Consider the following 15,456-nt stretch of genomic DNA (forward strand, 5'->3'; position numbering starts at 1 on the left):
TGAGGGTAGGGCGATGGGCGCTAACGCAACCGAGATCGAGAAGACGCGGGGCCTGGGTGGGCTCGTCGCGAACTGGGGTATTCGGGCGAAGATCCTGGCCGCGTTGAGCGCGGTCGTGGCGGTGGCCGTGCTCATCGGGGTGCTGGCCATGATCCAGATGTCGAACCTGGACAACCAGCTCAACCGGGTCGCGACCGGGAACGCCGCCGCGCTCAGCGACCTCGGGGACATCCGGGGGGCGCAGGGGGACATCAACCACTGGGCCGCGATGTGGTACGTCGACAACAGCGCCGAGGGGCAGAAGCGCGCCCGCGACGGGCAGCACGCCGCTGACGGGCGGATCGACGTCTCCGTGGAGGCGTACCTGTCGCACACCACCGAGGAGGCCGGGCGGGTGCGCGCGGCGCGGCTGCTGGCCGACCAGAAGAAGTTCCGCGTGGAGCGCGACATCTCCTACGGGGACCCGGTGCCCGCGGGCTACACCCCGATCACGGACATGAACGAGTTCACCACCCTGATCGCCAACATCGACAAGGGCATCGACGAGCTCGCGGTCATCGAGCGGACCAGTGCCGAGCGCGCCGCCGCCGAGGGGCGCGACGCCTACAACTCGGCGTGGACCGTGGTGCTGATCTCGATGATCGTCGGCCTCGCCGCGGCGATCCTGCTGGCGCTGCTGGTCGCGGGTCGCATCGTGCGGCCGCTGCGCCAGATCACCGTCGTGGCCAAGCAGATGGCCGACGGCGACCTGAGCAAGCCCGCCATCGTGCAGGGCCGCGACGAGGTCGGGCAGCTGGGCACCGCGTTCAACCAGGCGCGGGAGAACTTCAGCGCCGCGGTGGCCGCGCTGGCCACCACCGCGCAGACCCTGCAGTCCGACTCGACCCGCCTGGTGCAGGTCAGCGACCGGCTGCTCGACAGCACCACCGGGGCCAACACCCAGGCGACCCAGGTCGCCGCGGCGGCCGACAACGTGTCGCTGAACCTGCAGACGGTGGCCACCGGCGCCGAGGAGCTCGGCTCGTCGATCAAGGAGATCGCGCACAGCGCGAACGAGGGCGCGAACGTGGCGTCGCACGCGGTCGAGGTCGCGGCGTCCACCACCGACGTGGTCGCCAAGCTGGGTGACTCCTCGGCGCAGATCGGCAACGTGGTCAAGGTCATCACCTCGATCGCCGAGCAGACCAACCTGCTGGCCCTCAACGCCACCATCGAGGCGGCGCGGGCCGGGGACGCCGGTCGCGGCTTCGCGGTCGTGGCCAGCGAGGTCAAGGAGCTGGCCCAGGAGACGGCCAAGGCCACCGAGGACATCGCCCGCAAGGTCGAGGCCATCCAGTCCGACACCGCGCAGGCGGTCGGCACGATCGGCGAGATCTCCGAGATCATCGCCAAGATCAACGACTACCAACTGGTCATCGCCTCGGCGGTGGAGGAGCAGACCGCCACCACCAACGAGATGAGCCGCAGCATCGCCGAGGCCGCCTCGGGCAGCTCGCAGATCGCGGGCAGCATCGGGCACGTCGCCAGCGCCACCGCGACCGCCTCCCAGGAGATCGACCGGAGCAAGCAGGCCGCGGTCGACCTGGAGCAGCTCTCGGCGCACCTGCGCGAGCTGGTGGCCAAGTTCCAGATCTAGTTCTCTCCCCACCCCCTAGCCGACGGCGGACCGGTCTCACCGGTCCGCCGTCGGCCGTTTCCGCAGGTCGAGACCCTGGCGCCACCCGGATGGGCCAACCGGGAGCCGACCGACATAGGCTGCCGGTGGCCCTGAGCAGAAAAAGTTCTCGCCCGCTGTCGATCCGCGTCCGCGCCGTTCGACGCAGGGGTGAGCGGGGCTGAGGAACGGGTCCGCAAGAGCGTCAGGGAGACCGACGATGAAGTACATGCTGATCATGCGCGCCACCGACGAGGCATACGCCGCGATGGGCGACATCGACTTCGACCAGATGCTGGCGACGGTGGGCGGGTTCAACGAGGAGCTCATCCGGGCGGGCGTGCTGGTGGCGGCCGAGGGCCTCGGGGACGCGGCCGATGGCGTCGTCGTCGACTACTCCTCGGAGCCGCCGGTGGTGACCGACGGCCCGTACGGGGAGACCAAGGAGCTGTTCAACGGCTTCTACATCCTCAACGTGGCGTCGAAGGAAGAGGCCGTGGAGTGGGCGCGGCGCTCGCCGATCAGCGGGCCCGGGTTCAAGACCGAGATCCGGCGGGTCGCCTCGATCGACGAGTTCCCGCAGGACAACGAGTGGATCAAGAAGGAGCGGGCGTGGCGGGAGTCGACCGGTCAGCTCTGACCGGGAGCACTGAGCCGAGCCGTGGCAGTGCCGGTCGAGAAGCTGTCACGGCCGTCTGGCGGATCGAGTCGGCGCGCATCGTCGGCGCGCTGGCCCGCTACACCGGGGACTTCGGCGTCGCCGAGGACCTGGCCCAGGAGGCGCTGGCCGAGGCGCTGGTGACCTGGCCGCGCGAGGGGGTGCCGAACAACCCCGGCGCGTGGCTGCTCACCGTCGGCAAGCGGCGCGCGGTCGACGCGTTCCGCAGGCGCTCCGCCCTCGACGACCGGTACGCCGCCCTCGCCCACGACCTGGGCGAGGGCGCCGTCGAGGACGCGGCGTGGGACCCGGACCAGATCGACGACGACGTGCTGGCGCTGATCTTCACCGCCTGCCACCCGGTGCTCGCGCCGGAGGCCAGGGTGGCGCTCACGCTGCGCGTCGTCGGCGGCCTGACCAGCGACGAGATCGCCAAGGCGTTCCTGGTGCCGACCGCGACGGTGCAGGCGCGGATCACCAGGGCGAAGAAGGCGCTCGGCGCGGCGGGGGTGCCGTTCGAGGTGCCGCCCGCCGACGAGCGGCGGGCCAGGCTCGGGTCGGTGCTGACCGTGCTGTACGTGATCTTCACCGAGGGCTCGTCCGCCAGTTCCGGCAGCTCCTGGATCCGCTTCGACCTGGCGGGCGAGGCGCGGCGGCTGGCCAGGGTGCTGGCCAGGCTGGTGCCGGACGAGTCCGAGGTGCACGGCCTGCTGGCGCTGCTGGAGCTGACCGCGGCGCGGTTCCCGGCGCGGACCGGGCCGGACGGGCGGCCGGTGCTGCTGCAGGACCAGGACCGGCGGCGGTGGGACCGGTCGGCGATCCAGCGGGGGCGCGCCGCGCTCGCCACGGCGTCGCGGGGGCGGGGTCTCGGCGCGTACGGGCTCCAGGCATCGATCGCCGAGTGCCACGCGGTCGCCGACTCGGTGGCGGACACGAACTGGGCCAGGATCGTCGTGCTCTACGAGGCGCTCGGCACGCTGGCCCCGTCGCCGGTCGTAGACCTCAACCGCGCCGTCGCGGTGTCGATGGCCGAGGGGCCCGCCGCGGCCCTCCCGATCGTGGACTCCCTCGTCGACGCCCTCCCCCACTCCCACCTGATCCCCAGCGTCCGCGGTGAACTGCTCACCCGCCTCGGGCGCGCGGCCGAGGCCCGCGCGGAGTTCGAGCGCGCCATCCCGTTGTGCGCCAACACCCGGGAACAAGCCGTCCTGCGGGAGAAGCTCGACAAGCTCGCTTAGTCCGGAAACGGTCCACATCAGACCGGTACCACTCCATTGAGGACACCGTGGCGGCCGGAAAGGGCGCGTTGGCCGAGCGCGGGGGGCGTGCTAGCGTGGGGCCGGTTCTTGCGTGAAAAGCCGGGGTGAGCGGAGGGAATTCGGTGGGGACGACCATTCCGAGTGCGCACGGCGAGGTCGCGGTCGGGGATGTGTTGCGGGTGTCGCGGACCTATACCGTCGACGAGGTGCGGGAATTCCGGGGGCTTTCGGGGTATCCGGACAATTCCGAGCCGCGGTTCCTGCCCTATCTGCTGGTGGTGGCGCCGTTGACCAAACTGGGCGGGGACATCGACTACCTGTCCGGGCGGATGACGTGGGCGGTGCGCAGGCCGGTCGCGGTCGGCGAGGAGATCACCGCCGAGTTGGAGATCACCCGGCTCGAGCCGGGGCCGGGCGTCACCAAGATCGCGTTCGACGCGCGGATCCGGTGCGGCGACGAGGTCGTGGTGACGGGGACGAGCAAGGGTGTCGTGCTCAGCGGCGAGGGGGCCGGGCGATGATCGGGGTCGGGGCAGCGCTCAGCGCGCTGCGGACCGTCAGCGAGGACGACATCGCCGCCTGCGCGCGGCTGACCGGGGACTTCGGGGCGCACCACATCGGCGGGATGGCGGGCAAGCAGGTCGCCCAGGGCCTGCTCACCCTGTCCGGGACCCCCCTGCTCGCCGACGACGGCGTGCACGTGACCGGTATGGACCTGCGGTTCCTCGCGCCGGTGTTCGTCGGCGACGAGATCACCACCTCGGTCACCGTCGACTCCCTCGACGGCGCGGCGGTCGGCTTCACCGTGGTGGTCACGACCACCGCCGCCGAGGTACTGCGCGGCACCGGTACGGCCGTCCTGCTCGACTAGCACCGACCGACCCCCTTACCGGGTATTGCGCCGATACCCCTACTCCGGACAGCGCGAACAATTCCCGCGCGCGCATACCCCATGCCATCGGCGCGTGTCCACTGTCCACAGCCGGATTGGTGCGTTCCGGTTTTCCCAGCCGGCAATTCCTTGCGGATCGGACTGGGCGTCGTGTTCACTGAGTGGGGAATGGGGCCATTCCGCCGCCTGCGCCGGGGTATTCGGCGCGCACACCAGGAAGTCGCCGGTATTCGGGGGAAAGGGCGAAGATGACGGATCAGGTCGGCCAAACCACCTTACTCAGCCGCGCGGTGATGAGCGACCCCTATCCTGCCTACGCCCGGTTGCGCACCGAAAGCCCGGTGTATTACGACCAGCAGCTGAACGGGTGGGTCATCACCCGTTACGACGATGTCACGGCCGCGCTGCGCGACCACGAGACGTACTCCTCGCGCCGGTTGGGCCTGCTGGTGGCGCAGCGCGGCGGCGCGGACCCCTCCCCCGCCGTGGCCAGGTTCCTCGAGCTCGCGGCGCACTGGATGTGGATGCTGGACCCGCCGACGCACACCCGCATGCGCAAGCTGATGAACCAGGGGTTCACCCCGCGCGCGGTGCGGCTGCTGGAGCCGATGGTGCAGGGGATCGTCGACGACCTGGTCGACTCCATGGTCGAGCGCGGCGAGTTCGACCTGATGGCCGACTTCTGCTTCCCGGTGCCCGCGCTGGTCATCTGCGGGCTCTACGGGCTGCCCACCGAGGACGCGAAGCTGGTCACCAAGTGGTGCGACGCGATCAAGGTGTTCGTCGGCGCGGCGCCCGACCTCGGTGGCGCGCAGAGCGCGGCGGAGGCCGTGCACGAGATGATCGAGTACCTGACCGCGATCATGGAGCAGCGCCGGGTCGACCCGCGCGACGACCTGGTGTCGCGGCTGGTCAGCGCGGACGAGGACGGCGAGCGGCTCGGCACCGACGAGCTGGTGTCGAACCTGCTGCTGCTGATCACCGCGTCGTTCGAGACCACCATCGACATGCTGGGCAACGGCCTGGCCGGGCTGCTCACCCAGCGCGACCAGTGGGAGCTGCTCAAGCGCGACCCGGGGACCATCTCCGGCGCGGTCGACGAGGTCATCCGCTGGGACGGCCCGGTCCAGCTCACCCACCGGCTGCTGACCGGGGATGTGCGGCTGCGGGGTGAGCAGCTGCGCGAGGGCCAGCTGGTCTACCTCATGCGCGGATCGGCGAACCGCGACCCGGAGCGGTTCGCCGACCCGGACCGCATCGACGTGACCAGGAACGACACCGGGCACGTCGGGCTGGGGCTCGGCGTGCACTACTGCATCGGCGCGGGCCTGTCGCGGATGGAGGGCCGGATCGCGCTGACCGAGCTGACCACGCGGCTGCCCGGCCTGGTGCTGACCGAGCCGGAGCGGTTGAACTGGCGCGCGGACAACCTCCAGTTCCGCGGTCTGTCGGACCTGCGCGCGAGCGCGTCATGACCTCGGTGGCCGTTCACGTCGTGTCGCTGCGCGACCTGGACCGGGTGCGCGGGGACGCCGAACCGGCGCTGCCCGCCGCGGACCGGGCCGCCATCGCCCGTCGTGCCCACGGCAGGCGCCGCGTGCAGGCCCAGGCCGCGCGGGTGCTGGCCACCGCCGTCGCGGCGCCGGGGTCGGTGAACGCCAGCCACGACCAGGACTTCCTGGTGCTCGCGGAGAGCCCGGTGGCCTGCGGGGTGGACGTCGAGGACGCCGCGGAGGACGAGTTACTCGAGGTCGCCGACCGGTTCTGCGCCGCGGGCGAGTTGCGGGAGCCGATCCCGGCGCGGGGGTTGTGGGCGGCCAAGGAGAGCGCGGCGAAGGCGTGCGGCCGGGGGCTGCGCGCGGGCCTGCGCACCATCCGGTTCGACGGCGACCCGACCGCGACCTGGTCCGCTGTGGACTGGCCGTTCGGCTCGGGCTTCCTGACCAGGGTGCTCGACCTGGGCGACCGGCACTGCGCGCTCACCGTGCGCGCGGCCACGCCGCCGCGGGTGCGGACGCGGGTGTGGACCCCGACCACCTCGGGTGGGCGGTGGACGTTCGTCCCCGCGACCAGGCCCGCCGGGGATCCGGCGCACGAGGTGGCGGCGGCGTTGAGCGCGTTCGGCGGCGACCGTGGCTGAGCCGGACACCCTGCACGCGGCGTTGGCGGCAGCGGTGCGACGGCGACCGGGCACGCCCGTCACCTTCCACACCGGGCGCGAGACGCTCAGCCTGGGCGAGCTCTTGGACCAGTCGCACGAGGTAGCCGGTGCACTGGCGGAGGCCGGAGTGCGGCGCGGTGACCGGGTCGGGCTGTTGTGCCAGAACGAGGCCGACTTCTTCCGTGTGCTGATCGGGCTGGGTGTCCTGGGGGCGTGCGCGTGTCCGTTCGCGCTACCGACGACCGCGCGCGATGGCTACCAGGAGCGGATCGCCAGCATCATCGCCGCGGCCGGCATCCGGACGGTAGTGCTGTCCGAGCGTTTGGCCAGGTTGCGTGGTGTGTTGGGTTCGGCTCTAGATGGCATCACCGAGGTGTCGACCGCGAACCTGCGCGGCGCGCACGCAGATCCACCCGCGAGTGGCGTGACCGGCGACGACGACCTGATCGTCCAGTTCACCTCCGGCAGCACATCGGCCCCGAAGGGGGTTCGGCTGACGCACGCGAACGTGCTCGCTTGCCTGAACGCGATCGGCGGCGGTATCGAACTGACCGACGACGATGACGCGGGCAACTGGCTGCCGCTGTTCCACGACATGGGCCTGTTCGGCTCACTCGCGGCGTTGAACCACCCGATCCCTCTTACGGTGTGGCAGCCGTCGGTGTTCGTGAAGGACCCGGCACACTGGCTGCGGACGATGTCCGAGGCAGGCATCACGGCGTGTCCGATGCCGAACTTCGCTTACGACGCCCTCGCCAGGGCAGTCCCAGAGGCCGAGGTCGCCGACTACGACCTGAGCCGCTGGCGGGTGGCGTTCAACGGCGCGGAGCCCATCGCGGTCGACACGCTTGAGGGGTTCCTCGACCACTTCGCGGCCGCCGGTTTCCGGCCGGAGTCGATGCTGCCGGTCTACGGGCTCGCCGAGGCCACGCTCCCGGTGACGTTCTCGACGCTGCACGCACCACCGCATGCGGATTGGGTAGACCGCGCGCGGTTAGCGGCAACGGGCGAAGCCGTTGCGGTCGCGCGTAACGCTCCTGGCGCACGTGGTGTGGTGTCGGTAGGGCGACCAGTGGCCAGGATGAACGTCCGCGTGACCGATCCGGACACCGGTGTCCCGCTGGCCGAACGGGTCGTCGGCGAGGTCGAGATCCGGGGCGCGTCGGTGACCCCGGGGTACCTGCGCGGCGAGCAGCCGTTCACCGCGGACGGCTGGCTGCGCACCGGCGACCTGGGCTACCTGGCCGGTGGCGAGCTGCACATCACCGGGCGCCGCAAGGAAATGATCATCGTGCGCGGCGACAACTACTACCCCGAGGACGTCGAGGCCGCCGTCCGCACCGATCCCGCCGTGCACCGCAGGCGCTGTGTGGCCTACCTGGACGAGGCCGCCGAGCGGATGGTGCTGGTGGTCGAGTCGACCGCGCCGGACACCGAGGAGTTGCGGTCCCGGCTGCGGGCCAGAGTCGGCGCCGCCACCGGGCTCGACGACGTGCGGGTAGTCGTCGCCGGACCACAGGCGATCCCGCGCACCAGCAGCGGCAAGCTCCAGCGGCTCGCGTCGCGATCCAGATTCGGCTGACGCCACCAGGCTCGCCTTGGACTAGAGCCAACGCCCGGGCATAGCGCCGCGGCAACCAGAGGACATGCCTGCACCAGAGGAGAAGGGGCCATGCACAGCTTCGACGTCTTCACCCACTACGAGCGCGTCCACTGGCAGCTCAAGGACATCGACTTCGGCAGTGTCGACAAGGACCTGGTCAAGCCAGAGCACGTGGTGATGGCCAAGAGCGGCGTGATGGGCGAGTCCAATGTGATCGCCGCGGTGCACGGGTTCCTCAACGAGTTCGTCGACGACTACGACTTCTCCACCTTCGCGGTGGTGTGGGGCTACCAGGAGGTCCAGCACCACTACGCGTTCAAGTCGTGGCTAGAGGCCATCGGCGAGGCTGTCGACGACGCGCCCGTTCAGGCTATGCGCGAGCCGTACGCCCCTGGCTCCACCCCAGCCGCGACGCTGGCCACGAACATCATCTCCGAGCTGACCGTGAACCACATCTACCGCCGGGTGTCCGCCGCGGTGGAAGAGCCGGTGCTGGCCGACATCCTGCTGCGCGCCAGCCGGGACGAGGCCGGGCACGCCAGGGAGTTCATCCACTACTGCCGCCGGCGTTTGGAGCGCAAGCCGGAGGAGATCCCCTCGGTGCTGGAGACGCTCTACGTCTACACCTCCGACCAGAAGATCAAGCACCCGGTGAGCCTGTTCAAGAGCAACCTCACCGAGCTCGAGGACCACGCGACCATCGACACCGGGTTCGACCTGTTCCTGGAGCAGGTCGCCGACCAGGGCGAGCTCGACGAGTTGCAGGGCAAGATCCGGCAGGTGTTCGGGTCGCTGGTGGACAAGGACCTCAGCACCAACGGCAAGGTCCGCCGGGCGCTGGCCGAGGTGCTCGGGTGAGCACCGGGACGCCGATCGAGGTGCCGTGGCGGGTGCTGCCGGACTACCGCTGTTTCGGCTGCTCCCCCAGCAACGAGCACGGTCTGCGGTTGAGCTTCACGCACTCCGGTGACGGTATCGAGTGCGTGCTGCGGGTAGACCGCACCTTCGAGTCTTATCCGGGCGTGGTGCACGGCGGGATCGCGACCACGGTGTGCGACGAGATCATGGGCAACCTGCTGGTGCTCAAGGTCGGCACATCGGTGTTCACGACCACCTTGCGCACGCGCTACCTGTCTCCGTTGGCGGTAGGCGTCGAGTACCGGTGCGTCGCGACCGCCGACGATGTCGACGCACCCCCCTACCGCGCGTACGCGGAAATCACCGACCCCGACGGCGCTACCTGCGTTACCGCCGTCGGTACTTACCAGCCCGCGACCGCGGCCCAGGCGCGCGAGCGGATGGACCTGACCGACACCGAGGCCGACCTGATCGAGAGCGCCCTGGCCGACCTGCGCCGCGGCCAGTGAGAACCGGAGGAGACACCGCAATGTCCGACGACGTGATCACCACTGTCACCGGGATCGTGGCCGGGGAGTTCGGCCTGCCCGCCGCCGGGATCAGCCCCGATGTCGACCTGAGCTCGCTGGAGGGCGCCGACTCGGTGAAGGTGCTGCGCGCGGTCGCCAAGATCGAGCGGACCTACGACATCGAGCTCGAGGACGACCAGGTGTTCGGCCTCAAGTCGGTGCGCGACGCGGCGACGCTGGTCGTGGCGACCCTCGCGGAGAAGGAGCCCAGCGGTGGCGGTCGCTGACACCAACGTCCACTACGACCTGGACCCGGAGATCTTCGGGCTGTACCTGGACCCGATGCGCAAGTACTCCTCGGGGCTCTACACCTCGCCGGAGGACACGCTGGAGCAGGCGCAGCGCACCAAGCTGCGGTTCGTCGCGGAGCGGGTGAACCTGGGCCCCGGCAAGCGGCTGCTCGACATCGGCAGCGGGTGGGGGTCGCTGATCCTGTTCATGGCCCAGGAGTTCGGCGCGAAGACGGTCGGGATCAGCCCCGCGCCCAACCAGCACGCCTACATCCACGAACTGGTGCGCGAGCGCGGGCTCGAGGACCTGGTGTCCACCAGGGTCGGGCACATCGAGGAGCTGGAGATCGAACCGCGCTCGTTCGACGCGGTGACCATGCTCGGCTCCATCGTGCACATGCCCGACCTCGGTGCCGCGTTCGCCCGCGCGCACGCGGCGCTGCGCACCAAGGGGATGCTGTACGTCTCGGAGAGCTGCTACCGCAACGCGGCCAAGCGCGCGGAGTTCGGCGAGCTGGACTCGTCGGCGTTCGTGCGGGACGCGATCTTCGGCTGGGGCGACATGCGCCCGCTCTCGGAGCTGGTGCGCGGCGCCGAGGACGCCGGGTTCAGCGTGGTGGCGGTGGACGACCTGACCGACCACTACCACCGCACCATCGAGGACTGGCTGGCCAACGTCGCGCGCTCGGCCGAGCGGCTCGACGAGATCGAGGCCGGTCTGGCCGACAAGCTGACCCGCTACCTGCGCACCGCGAACGCGGGGTGGGGGTTCACCACCAAGCACTACGCGTTGACCTGCGCGAAACGCCGCTGATCCGGGGGAAGCATGGCTGTGCACAAGCAGGTGGGCGGGCCGCTGCTGCCCGCCGCCGAGGTGGACGCCGCGGTCGGCTCGTTCCTGCGCGCCGGGCCCGCCCGCGCGCGCTGGGACGAGTTCGACTTCGACTGGGCGGCGGCCGACGCGTCCCGGTTGAGCGACGGCCAACGCTCGGCGGTCGAGTTCATCACCATCATCGAAGACCACCTACCCGGCTACTTCGCCCTCTATGACGAGAACTTCCCGTTGAACGACAGCGTCGAGCGGGAAGTGTTCGTGCACAACAGGGAGCTGTACCACTTCTCGATCCGGTGGGCGCAAGAGGAGGACACGCACGCGCGTGTGCTCTACCGGTACCAGGTGGAATCGGGCCTGGCCGAACCTGAGCCGTTGCGACTATCGCTGGCGACGGAGGGACAGAAGAAGTTCGCCGTGGACTACGCGGACGCGGTGCAGTTCTTCACGTACCCGCTGGTGCAAGAGAAGGCGACGCAGCTCTACTACCAAAACCTGCGCCAAGTGGTCGACGAACCGGTCCTGGAGCAGATCCTCAACCGCCTCAGCCGCGACGAGGCCAGGCACTTCACCTTCTTCGCCGACATGCTCCACCGCTACCTCGTGCACCACGGCGACGCGGTGGTGGAGCCGATCCGCTCGGTCATCGCCGACTTCCGGATGCCCCTCGCCGACACCATCCGCGGCTACTGGCGCTGGGCCCTCAAGATCGCCGACACCGCCCGCTACGACCACACCGACGCCTATGACCACCTGATCCGGGTCCTCAACCGGGCGGTGGACAGCCGCTCGGACAAGGTGGACGAGCTGATCACCTTCATCGCGGCCTGCCGCACGATCACCGCGTGACGACCGCACCCGTCAGCACCTCGGCCGCACCCGGGAGCTCCGTGTCCACCCGGCCACAAGCACTCGCGGCCGGGTGGACGCGGAGCGACTCCAGCAGTCCCGTCAGTTCACGACGCCGTGCTCATGCGGTCTCGATCCCGTAAGCCGCCCGGGTGTCGCCCCAGGAACACGAGGAGATCGACCACTTGGGATAGGTCGTGACCTCCCAGTTTCCGTAGCGCATGTAGCCGCCGCCATACCATGTGGTGCAACGTGTATAAGAACGGTACGCGCCGGATCCGGTGGTGCACACCGCGTACGAGCCGCGAGCGTCCATCGCGCCCCAGGTACACCCGGAGGGGTATGCCTGTGCGGGCGCGGCAGTGACCAGCGCGGTCAGGATCATCAGCCCAGCAACGACACAAGCACGGATACGAGTTCTCAAGCCGGACACCTCCCTGTCGGACAGAGACGATTCACCCAGGATGGTCAGGTCCTGCCTGCTCCCCGTCAACGAGGCGGGGCGCGATGTCCTGGAACCGACGTGCCTACGTCCAGTTCCTGTCATGCCAAGTGACAGCACAAGACAGCAGAAGGGGCGGCCGGTGCGCCGCCCCTTCTGCTGTCGCTAAGGACTCGTTGGTACCACGGACGAGCCTTCACTTGAAGGTGGTGGGCTTGTCGTCGGTTCGTCGGTCGATGACGAGGGTGGGGAGGTGCTCGACGATGGTGGGGTCGAGGACGACTCCGTCGGGTCTGGCGTGGTGGTTGGGACTGTCGTGCTCGTCGGGGCGGATGGCGGCACGGCTGTGGTGGTGACCGGGTCGTGGTTGCGCAGGACGGTGAGGATGTCGCGTTTGACGGTGTCCAGTTCGGCCTGGATCTGGGCCGCGGTCATGCCGCGCACGCGGTCGGCGAGGCCGGTCATGCGGTTCCAGATCGCGGCGATCTCCGCTTTGGCGGCCTCGTCCGGCTCGCCGGAGAGGGTGACCACGAGCTGGGAGGCCAGGGCGTAGGTGAGGCAGTCGACGCAGGTGTGGTTGACCGCGACCGCGACGTTCTCCGGGACCACCACGTTGGCCTTGCCGACGATCAACACGATCTGGAACGCGATCGCGACCGTGGCGCAGTTCTGGCAACTGGCCAGCGCCCACGCCTCGTTGCGGTTGTCCACATCCCCCTCAGTTGCCCACACCAGGCCGAAAGCCACCTCGTACTGAACGGACCCGTCCGTGGTGTTGATGACGACGGCCTGGTTGTCGCCGGGACCCGGCGGTTCGGGCCGTTGGAACGGGTACACCAAACGAGGGGCGGTGGGGTTACCGACCGGAGTCAGCACCATCGCCGGGATCGGCTTGTCCTTTGTGGGCAGAGCCGAACCCTGGGGTAGCACTACCTTGCGCTTGGCCGCCACCGCGACGGGTGCGGGGGAAGTCTCGGCAGGCAACGCACGCGGCGCACGAGCGCCCATGGGCAGGGCGTCTTGCACCGTGCCCCGCTCCCCCGGCTGGATAGGCCGGTAGCGGTCACCCTCGGGCCACCACGCCCAGGCGAGCCCGGCCAGGACCGCGACCAGTGCCACGACGGCCACCGCCCGGCGACCCGGCCTGCCCGAGGACCACTTGACGACCTTCGACACCGCCCGCTTCACCATGCGGGACAGCAGGTAGACGATGCCCGCCATCGGCACCGCGATCGCGACCATCCCGAGCACCCGCACCGCGGACAGCGCCAGGTCGCCCTTGTCGAACGCGGCGTCGAGGCCGATCAACTGCTGCTCGATGCCGTTCACCGCCGTGCCGATGATGCGCGGCAGCGTCAGGACCATCAGCACGAAGCTGAGCAGCAGGACCGGGACGACCACCACCACCCACAGGGTCACGACCGCCCGCGCCCACGGCTTGAGGATCGTGGTCTCCGGCGAGCGCCACCGGTGCGGCAGCAGCCCGAGCAGCGTCGGCTTGATCCGGTGGAACAGGTCGGGCACGCCGGTCAGGTCCGCGAGCACGTGGTAGCCGTCGAAGCGGACCAGCGGGGTCAACTGCCGCACCATCTGCAGCAGCTGCGTGGCGATGACCAGCAGCAACGCGTCCCAGCCGGTGAACAGCCACACACCGAACACCGCGACCGAGACGATGGCGTTGAAGTACAGCCCGCCCAGGTCGGTGCGCAGCCGACCGGCCCGGCCGAGCCGGTAGCTGTCGGTCACGTCGGTGTAGAACGCGGGCCACATCAGGTACATGCCGAAGCCCATGGCCCCCGGCGTCGCCCCGCCGTAGCGCGCCGCCGCCGCGTGCCCGAACTCGTGGAACCCGGCCGAGACGATCGTCACCGCGAACACCAGCAGCAGCAGCGACGGCTGCTGGAACGCCTCGTAGGCGGCCCCGGCCAGCCCCTTCTCGAACAGCACCCAGAACGAGACGCCGACGAACGCCGCCACCAGCGCGACCACCACCAGCGGGTGGAACAGCCAGGTGAACGGCGCCGTGACCCGCTTGGTCGTCTCCTCGTTGGAGATCACGCAGCGCATCCGCAGCCCGAGCAGCGGGTTCGCCTTGCGCGGCGTCGGGTCACTGCCGTCGGGCAGGCGCAGGACGCCGAGGGGCCGCAGCTTGTCCAGCAGCACCTCGACGTCCCGCGGGCCGACCTGCCGGTGCACGGCGTGGCCGACCCGGTCGGCGATGGTGGCGTGGTCGGCCGTCCCGTCGACGGCCTCCAGCACCCGGTAGAGCAACGGGGTGAGTTGCAGCACCTGGCCGTCGGCGCGGCGGACCAGGGCGGGCGGGCGCCGGTAGCCGGACCCGCTCATCTCCCCGATCAGCCGCACACCGTCGACCCTCGTGGGCACCGCGTCGGGCCGGGGCGCCTCGACGTCCCGGTCCGGCGCGGTGCCTGAGGTGACGCTCATGCGGACCTCTCTCGTTGGTCGACCTCTTACTGGTCGACGTCGCTGATCTGGTCCGCGGTCGCGGTGGCGTTGCCGGTGATGTCCTGGGTGATGATCGCCTGCTGCTGGGCGACGGCGGTGGCCTCGGACCCGGTGGAGCCGATGTTGGCCGACACCGCGGCGTCGATCGGCGCCGCGACGTTGGCCTGGGCGGCGATCGCGCCGTTGATCGGCGCGGTCAGGTCGAGGTCGGCGTTGACGTTCACGTCCAGGTTGAGCAGACCGCCGTTGAGCGCGCCGCTGATGTCGTCGGGGATGTCCACGGCGTGCACGCCACCGGCCTGGGCGGGCGGGGTGGTGGGCACCGGCTCGGACTGGTCGATGGCGCTGTCCTGGGTGGAGTGCGCCGTGGAGTCGCCGGTGATGCCCTGGGTGATGGCGACGCCCTGGTCGGCCAGCGCCTGCGCGGTGGAGTCCGACGACAGCACGTTGGCGCCGACGGCGGCGTCGATCGGGGCGGCGACGTTGGCGTTGGCGGCCACCGCGAGGTCGATCGGGGCGGCGAGGTCGAGCGCCAGGTCGAGGTCGACGTTGAGGTCGAGCAGCGAGTAGACCTCCTTGTCCGGCAGCGCGGAGCCGGTCTCGGCGGCGAGGTCGTCGGCCGAGAGCGGGAGCGGGTTCAGCTGGTTGGTTCGGTCCATGCCGGGTCGATACCCCTGGCCGCGAGCGCCGAAACGGATTCCCCGGGGAGTGAGACGTCGTCGGGTCGACGTTTCTCGATGGCCGAGGGAATCATTTCGGCGGCCGCCGCCGCGGATCACGGACGTGCGACGACGACCCCACTAATGGAGCACGTCGGTTGTCCAGTGACTTCGGGGAAATGCGGCTCCCGAGTGCCGAAATCAATTCACGTTCCTCCGCGTCACCATTATGGACAGTGCGCCGGTACACCTCACGGCCACCTGCCGTTCCACTGAGGATCACCGGGTCCGCCACCCGAATGTCTCAGCGCGATCACACGGTTG

At 70.1% G+C, this 15,456-nt stretch carries 16 protein-coding genes; 13 read left to right on the forward strand and 3 right to left on the reverse strand.

Features of this window, described 5'->3' with window-relative positions; all coding sequences use genetic code 11:
- Nucleotides 1-13 precede the first annotated feature (13 nt).
- From CLV68_RS20905 to CLV68_RS20965, 13 genes are all read left to right on the forward strand, one after another.
- A complete protein-coding gene (locus CLV68_RS20905; RefSeq protein ID WP_121392605.1) occupies nt 14-1,636 on the forward strand; it encodes a methyl-accepting chemotaxis protein in 1,623 nt (540 codons plus the stop codon).
- A gap of 238 nt (nt 1,637-1,874) precedes the next feature.
- A complete protein-coding gene (locus CLV68_RS20910; protein WP_121392606.1) occupies nt 1,875-2,294 on the forward strand; it encodes a YciI family protein in 420 nt (139 codons plus the stop codon).
- Nucleotides 2,291-3,550: an RNA polymerase sigma factor gene (locus CLV68_RS20915; protein ID WP_211346727.1), complete on the forward strand. Its 1,260-nt coding sequence runs from the start codon at nt 2,291-2,293 to the stop codon at nt 3,548-3,550. The genes CLV68_RS20910 and CLV68_RS20915 overlap by 4 nt, the downstream gene beginning before the upstream one ends.
- Nucleotides 3,551-3,693: 143 nt before the next feature.
- The gene (locus CLV68_RS20920; protein WP_121392608.1) at nt 3,694-4,092 is read left to right on the forward strand and encodes a hotdog family protein; all 399 of its coding nucleotides are present in this window, start codon (nt 3,694-3,696) and stop codon (nt 4,090-4,092) included.
- Nucleotides 4,089-4,442 carry a MaoC/PaaZ C-terminal domain-containing protein gene (locus CLV68_RS20925; RefSeq protein WP_121392609.1) on the forward strand — a complete coding sequence of 118 codons (354 nt, stop codon included), beginning with the start codon at nt 4,089-4,091 and terminating at the stop codon, nt 4,440-4,442. Before CLV68_RS20920 ends, CLV68_RS20925 begins: the two co-directional genes overlap by 4 nt.
- 314 nt (nt 4,443-4,756) lie before the next feature.
- The gene (locus CLV68_RS20930) at nt 4,757-5,938 is read left to right on the forward strand and encodes a cytochrome P450 (protein WP_121392610.1); all 1,182 of its coding nucleotides are present in this window, start codon (nt 4,757-4,759) and stop codon (nt 5,936-5,938) included.
- Entirely contained in the window at nt 5,935-6,603 is a 669-nt protein-coding gene (locus CLV68_RS20935) for a 4'-phosphopantetheinyl transferase superfamily protein (RefSeq protein WP_121392611.1), read from the forward strand. Before CLV68_RS20930 ends, CLV68_RS20935 begins: the two co-directional genes overlap by 4 nt.
- Entirely contained in the window at nt 6,596-8,206 is a 1,611-nt protein-coding gene (locus CLV68_RS20940; RefSeq protein WP_121392612.1) for an AMP-binding protein, read from the forward strand. Before CLV68_RS20935 ends, CLV68_RS20940 begins: the two co-directional genes overlap by 8 nt.
- A gap of 90 nt (nt 8,207-8,296) precedes the next feature.
- Nucleotides 8,297-9,085 (forward strand): ferritin-like domain-containing protein, encoded by a 789-nt coding sequence (locus CLV68_RS20945; RefSeq protein WP_092787300.1) that lies wholly within the window; start codon nt 8,297-8,299, stop codon nt 9,083-9,085.
- On the forward strand, nt 9,082-9,594 hold the full coding sequence (locus CLV68_RS20950; RefSeq protein ID WP_092787302.1) for a PaaI family thioesterase: 513 nt from the start codon (nt 9,082-9,084) through the stop codon (nt 9,592-9,594). Before CLV68_RS20945 ends, CLV68_RS20950 begins: the two co-directional genes overlap by 4 nt.
- A 20-nt stretch (nt 9,595-9,614) precedes the next feature.
- Complete coding sequence (locus tag CLV68_RS20955) at nt 9,615-9,881, forward strand: acyl carrier protein (protein ID WP_092787304.1); 267 nt, start codon at nt 9,615-9,617, stop codon at nt 9,879-9,881.
- Complete coding sequence (locus CLV68_RS20960; RefSeq protein WP_121392613.1) at nt 9,868-10,698, forward strand: class I SAM-dependent methyltransferase; 831 nt, start codon at nt 9,868-9,870, stop codon at nt 10,696-10,698. Before CLV68_RS20955 ends, CLV68_RS20960 begins: the two co-directional genes overlap by 14 nt.
- A gap of 12 nt (nt 10,699-10,710) precedes the next feature.
- Nucleotides 10,711-11,565 (forward strand): acyl-ACP desaturase, encoded by an 855-nt coding sequence (locus tag CLV68_RS20965; protein ID WP_121392614.1) that lies wholly within the window; start codon nt 10,711-10,713, stop codon nt 11,563-11,565.
- A 121-nt stretch (nt 11,566-11,686) separates the two neighbouring features.
- On the opposite strand, the gene CLV68_RS33445 is transcribed toward CLV68_RS20965, so the two are convergent.
- The 3 genes from CLV68_RS33445 to CLV68_RS20975 form a co-directional block, all read right to left on the reverse strand.
- Nucleotides 11,687-11,950, reverse strand: a complete 264-nt coding sequence (locus CLV68_RS33445; protein WP_147460089.1) for a hypothetical protein — start codon at nt 11,948-11,950, stop codon at nt 11,687-11,689.
- Nucleotides 11,951-12,172: 222 nt separating this feature from the next.
- On the reverse strand, nt 12,173-14,452 hold the full coding sequence (locus CLV68_RS20970) for a zinc metalloprotease (protein ID WP_121392615.1): 2,280 nt from the start codon (nt 14,450-14,452) through the stop codon (nt 12,173-12,175).
- A gap of 26 nt (nt 14,453-14,478) precedes the next feature.
- Entirely contained in the window at nt 14,479-15,132 is a 654-nt protein-coding gene (locus tag CLV68_RS20975) for a peptidoglycan-binding protein (protein WP_121392616.1), read from the reverse strand.
- Nucleotides 15,133-15,456 lie beyond the last annotated feature (324 nt).

The organism is Actinokineospora cianjurensis, from assembly GCF_003663795.1.
Taxonomy (GTDB): Bacteria; Actinomycetota; Actinomycetes; order Mycobacteriales; family Pseudonocardiaceae; genus Actinokineospora; species Actinokineospora terrae.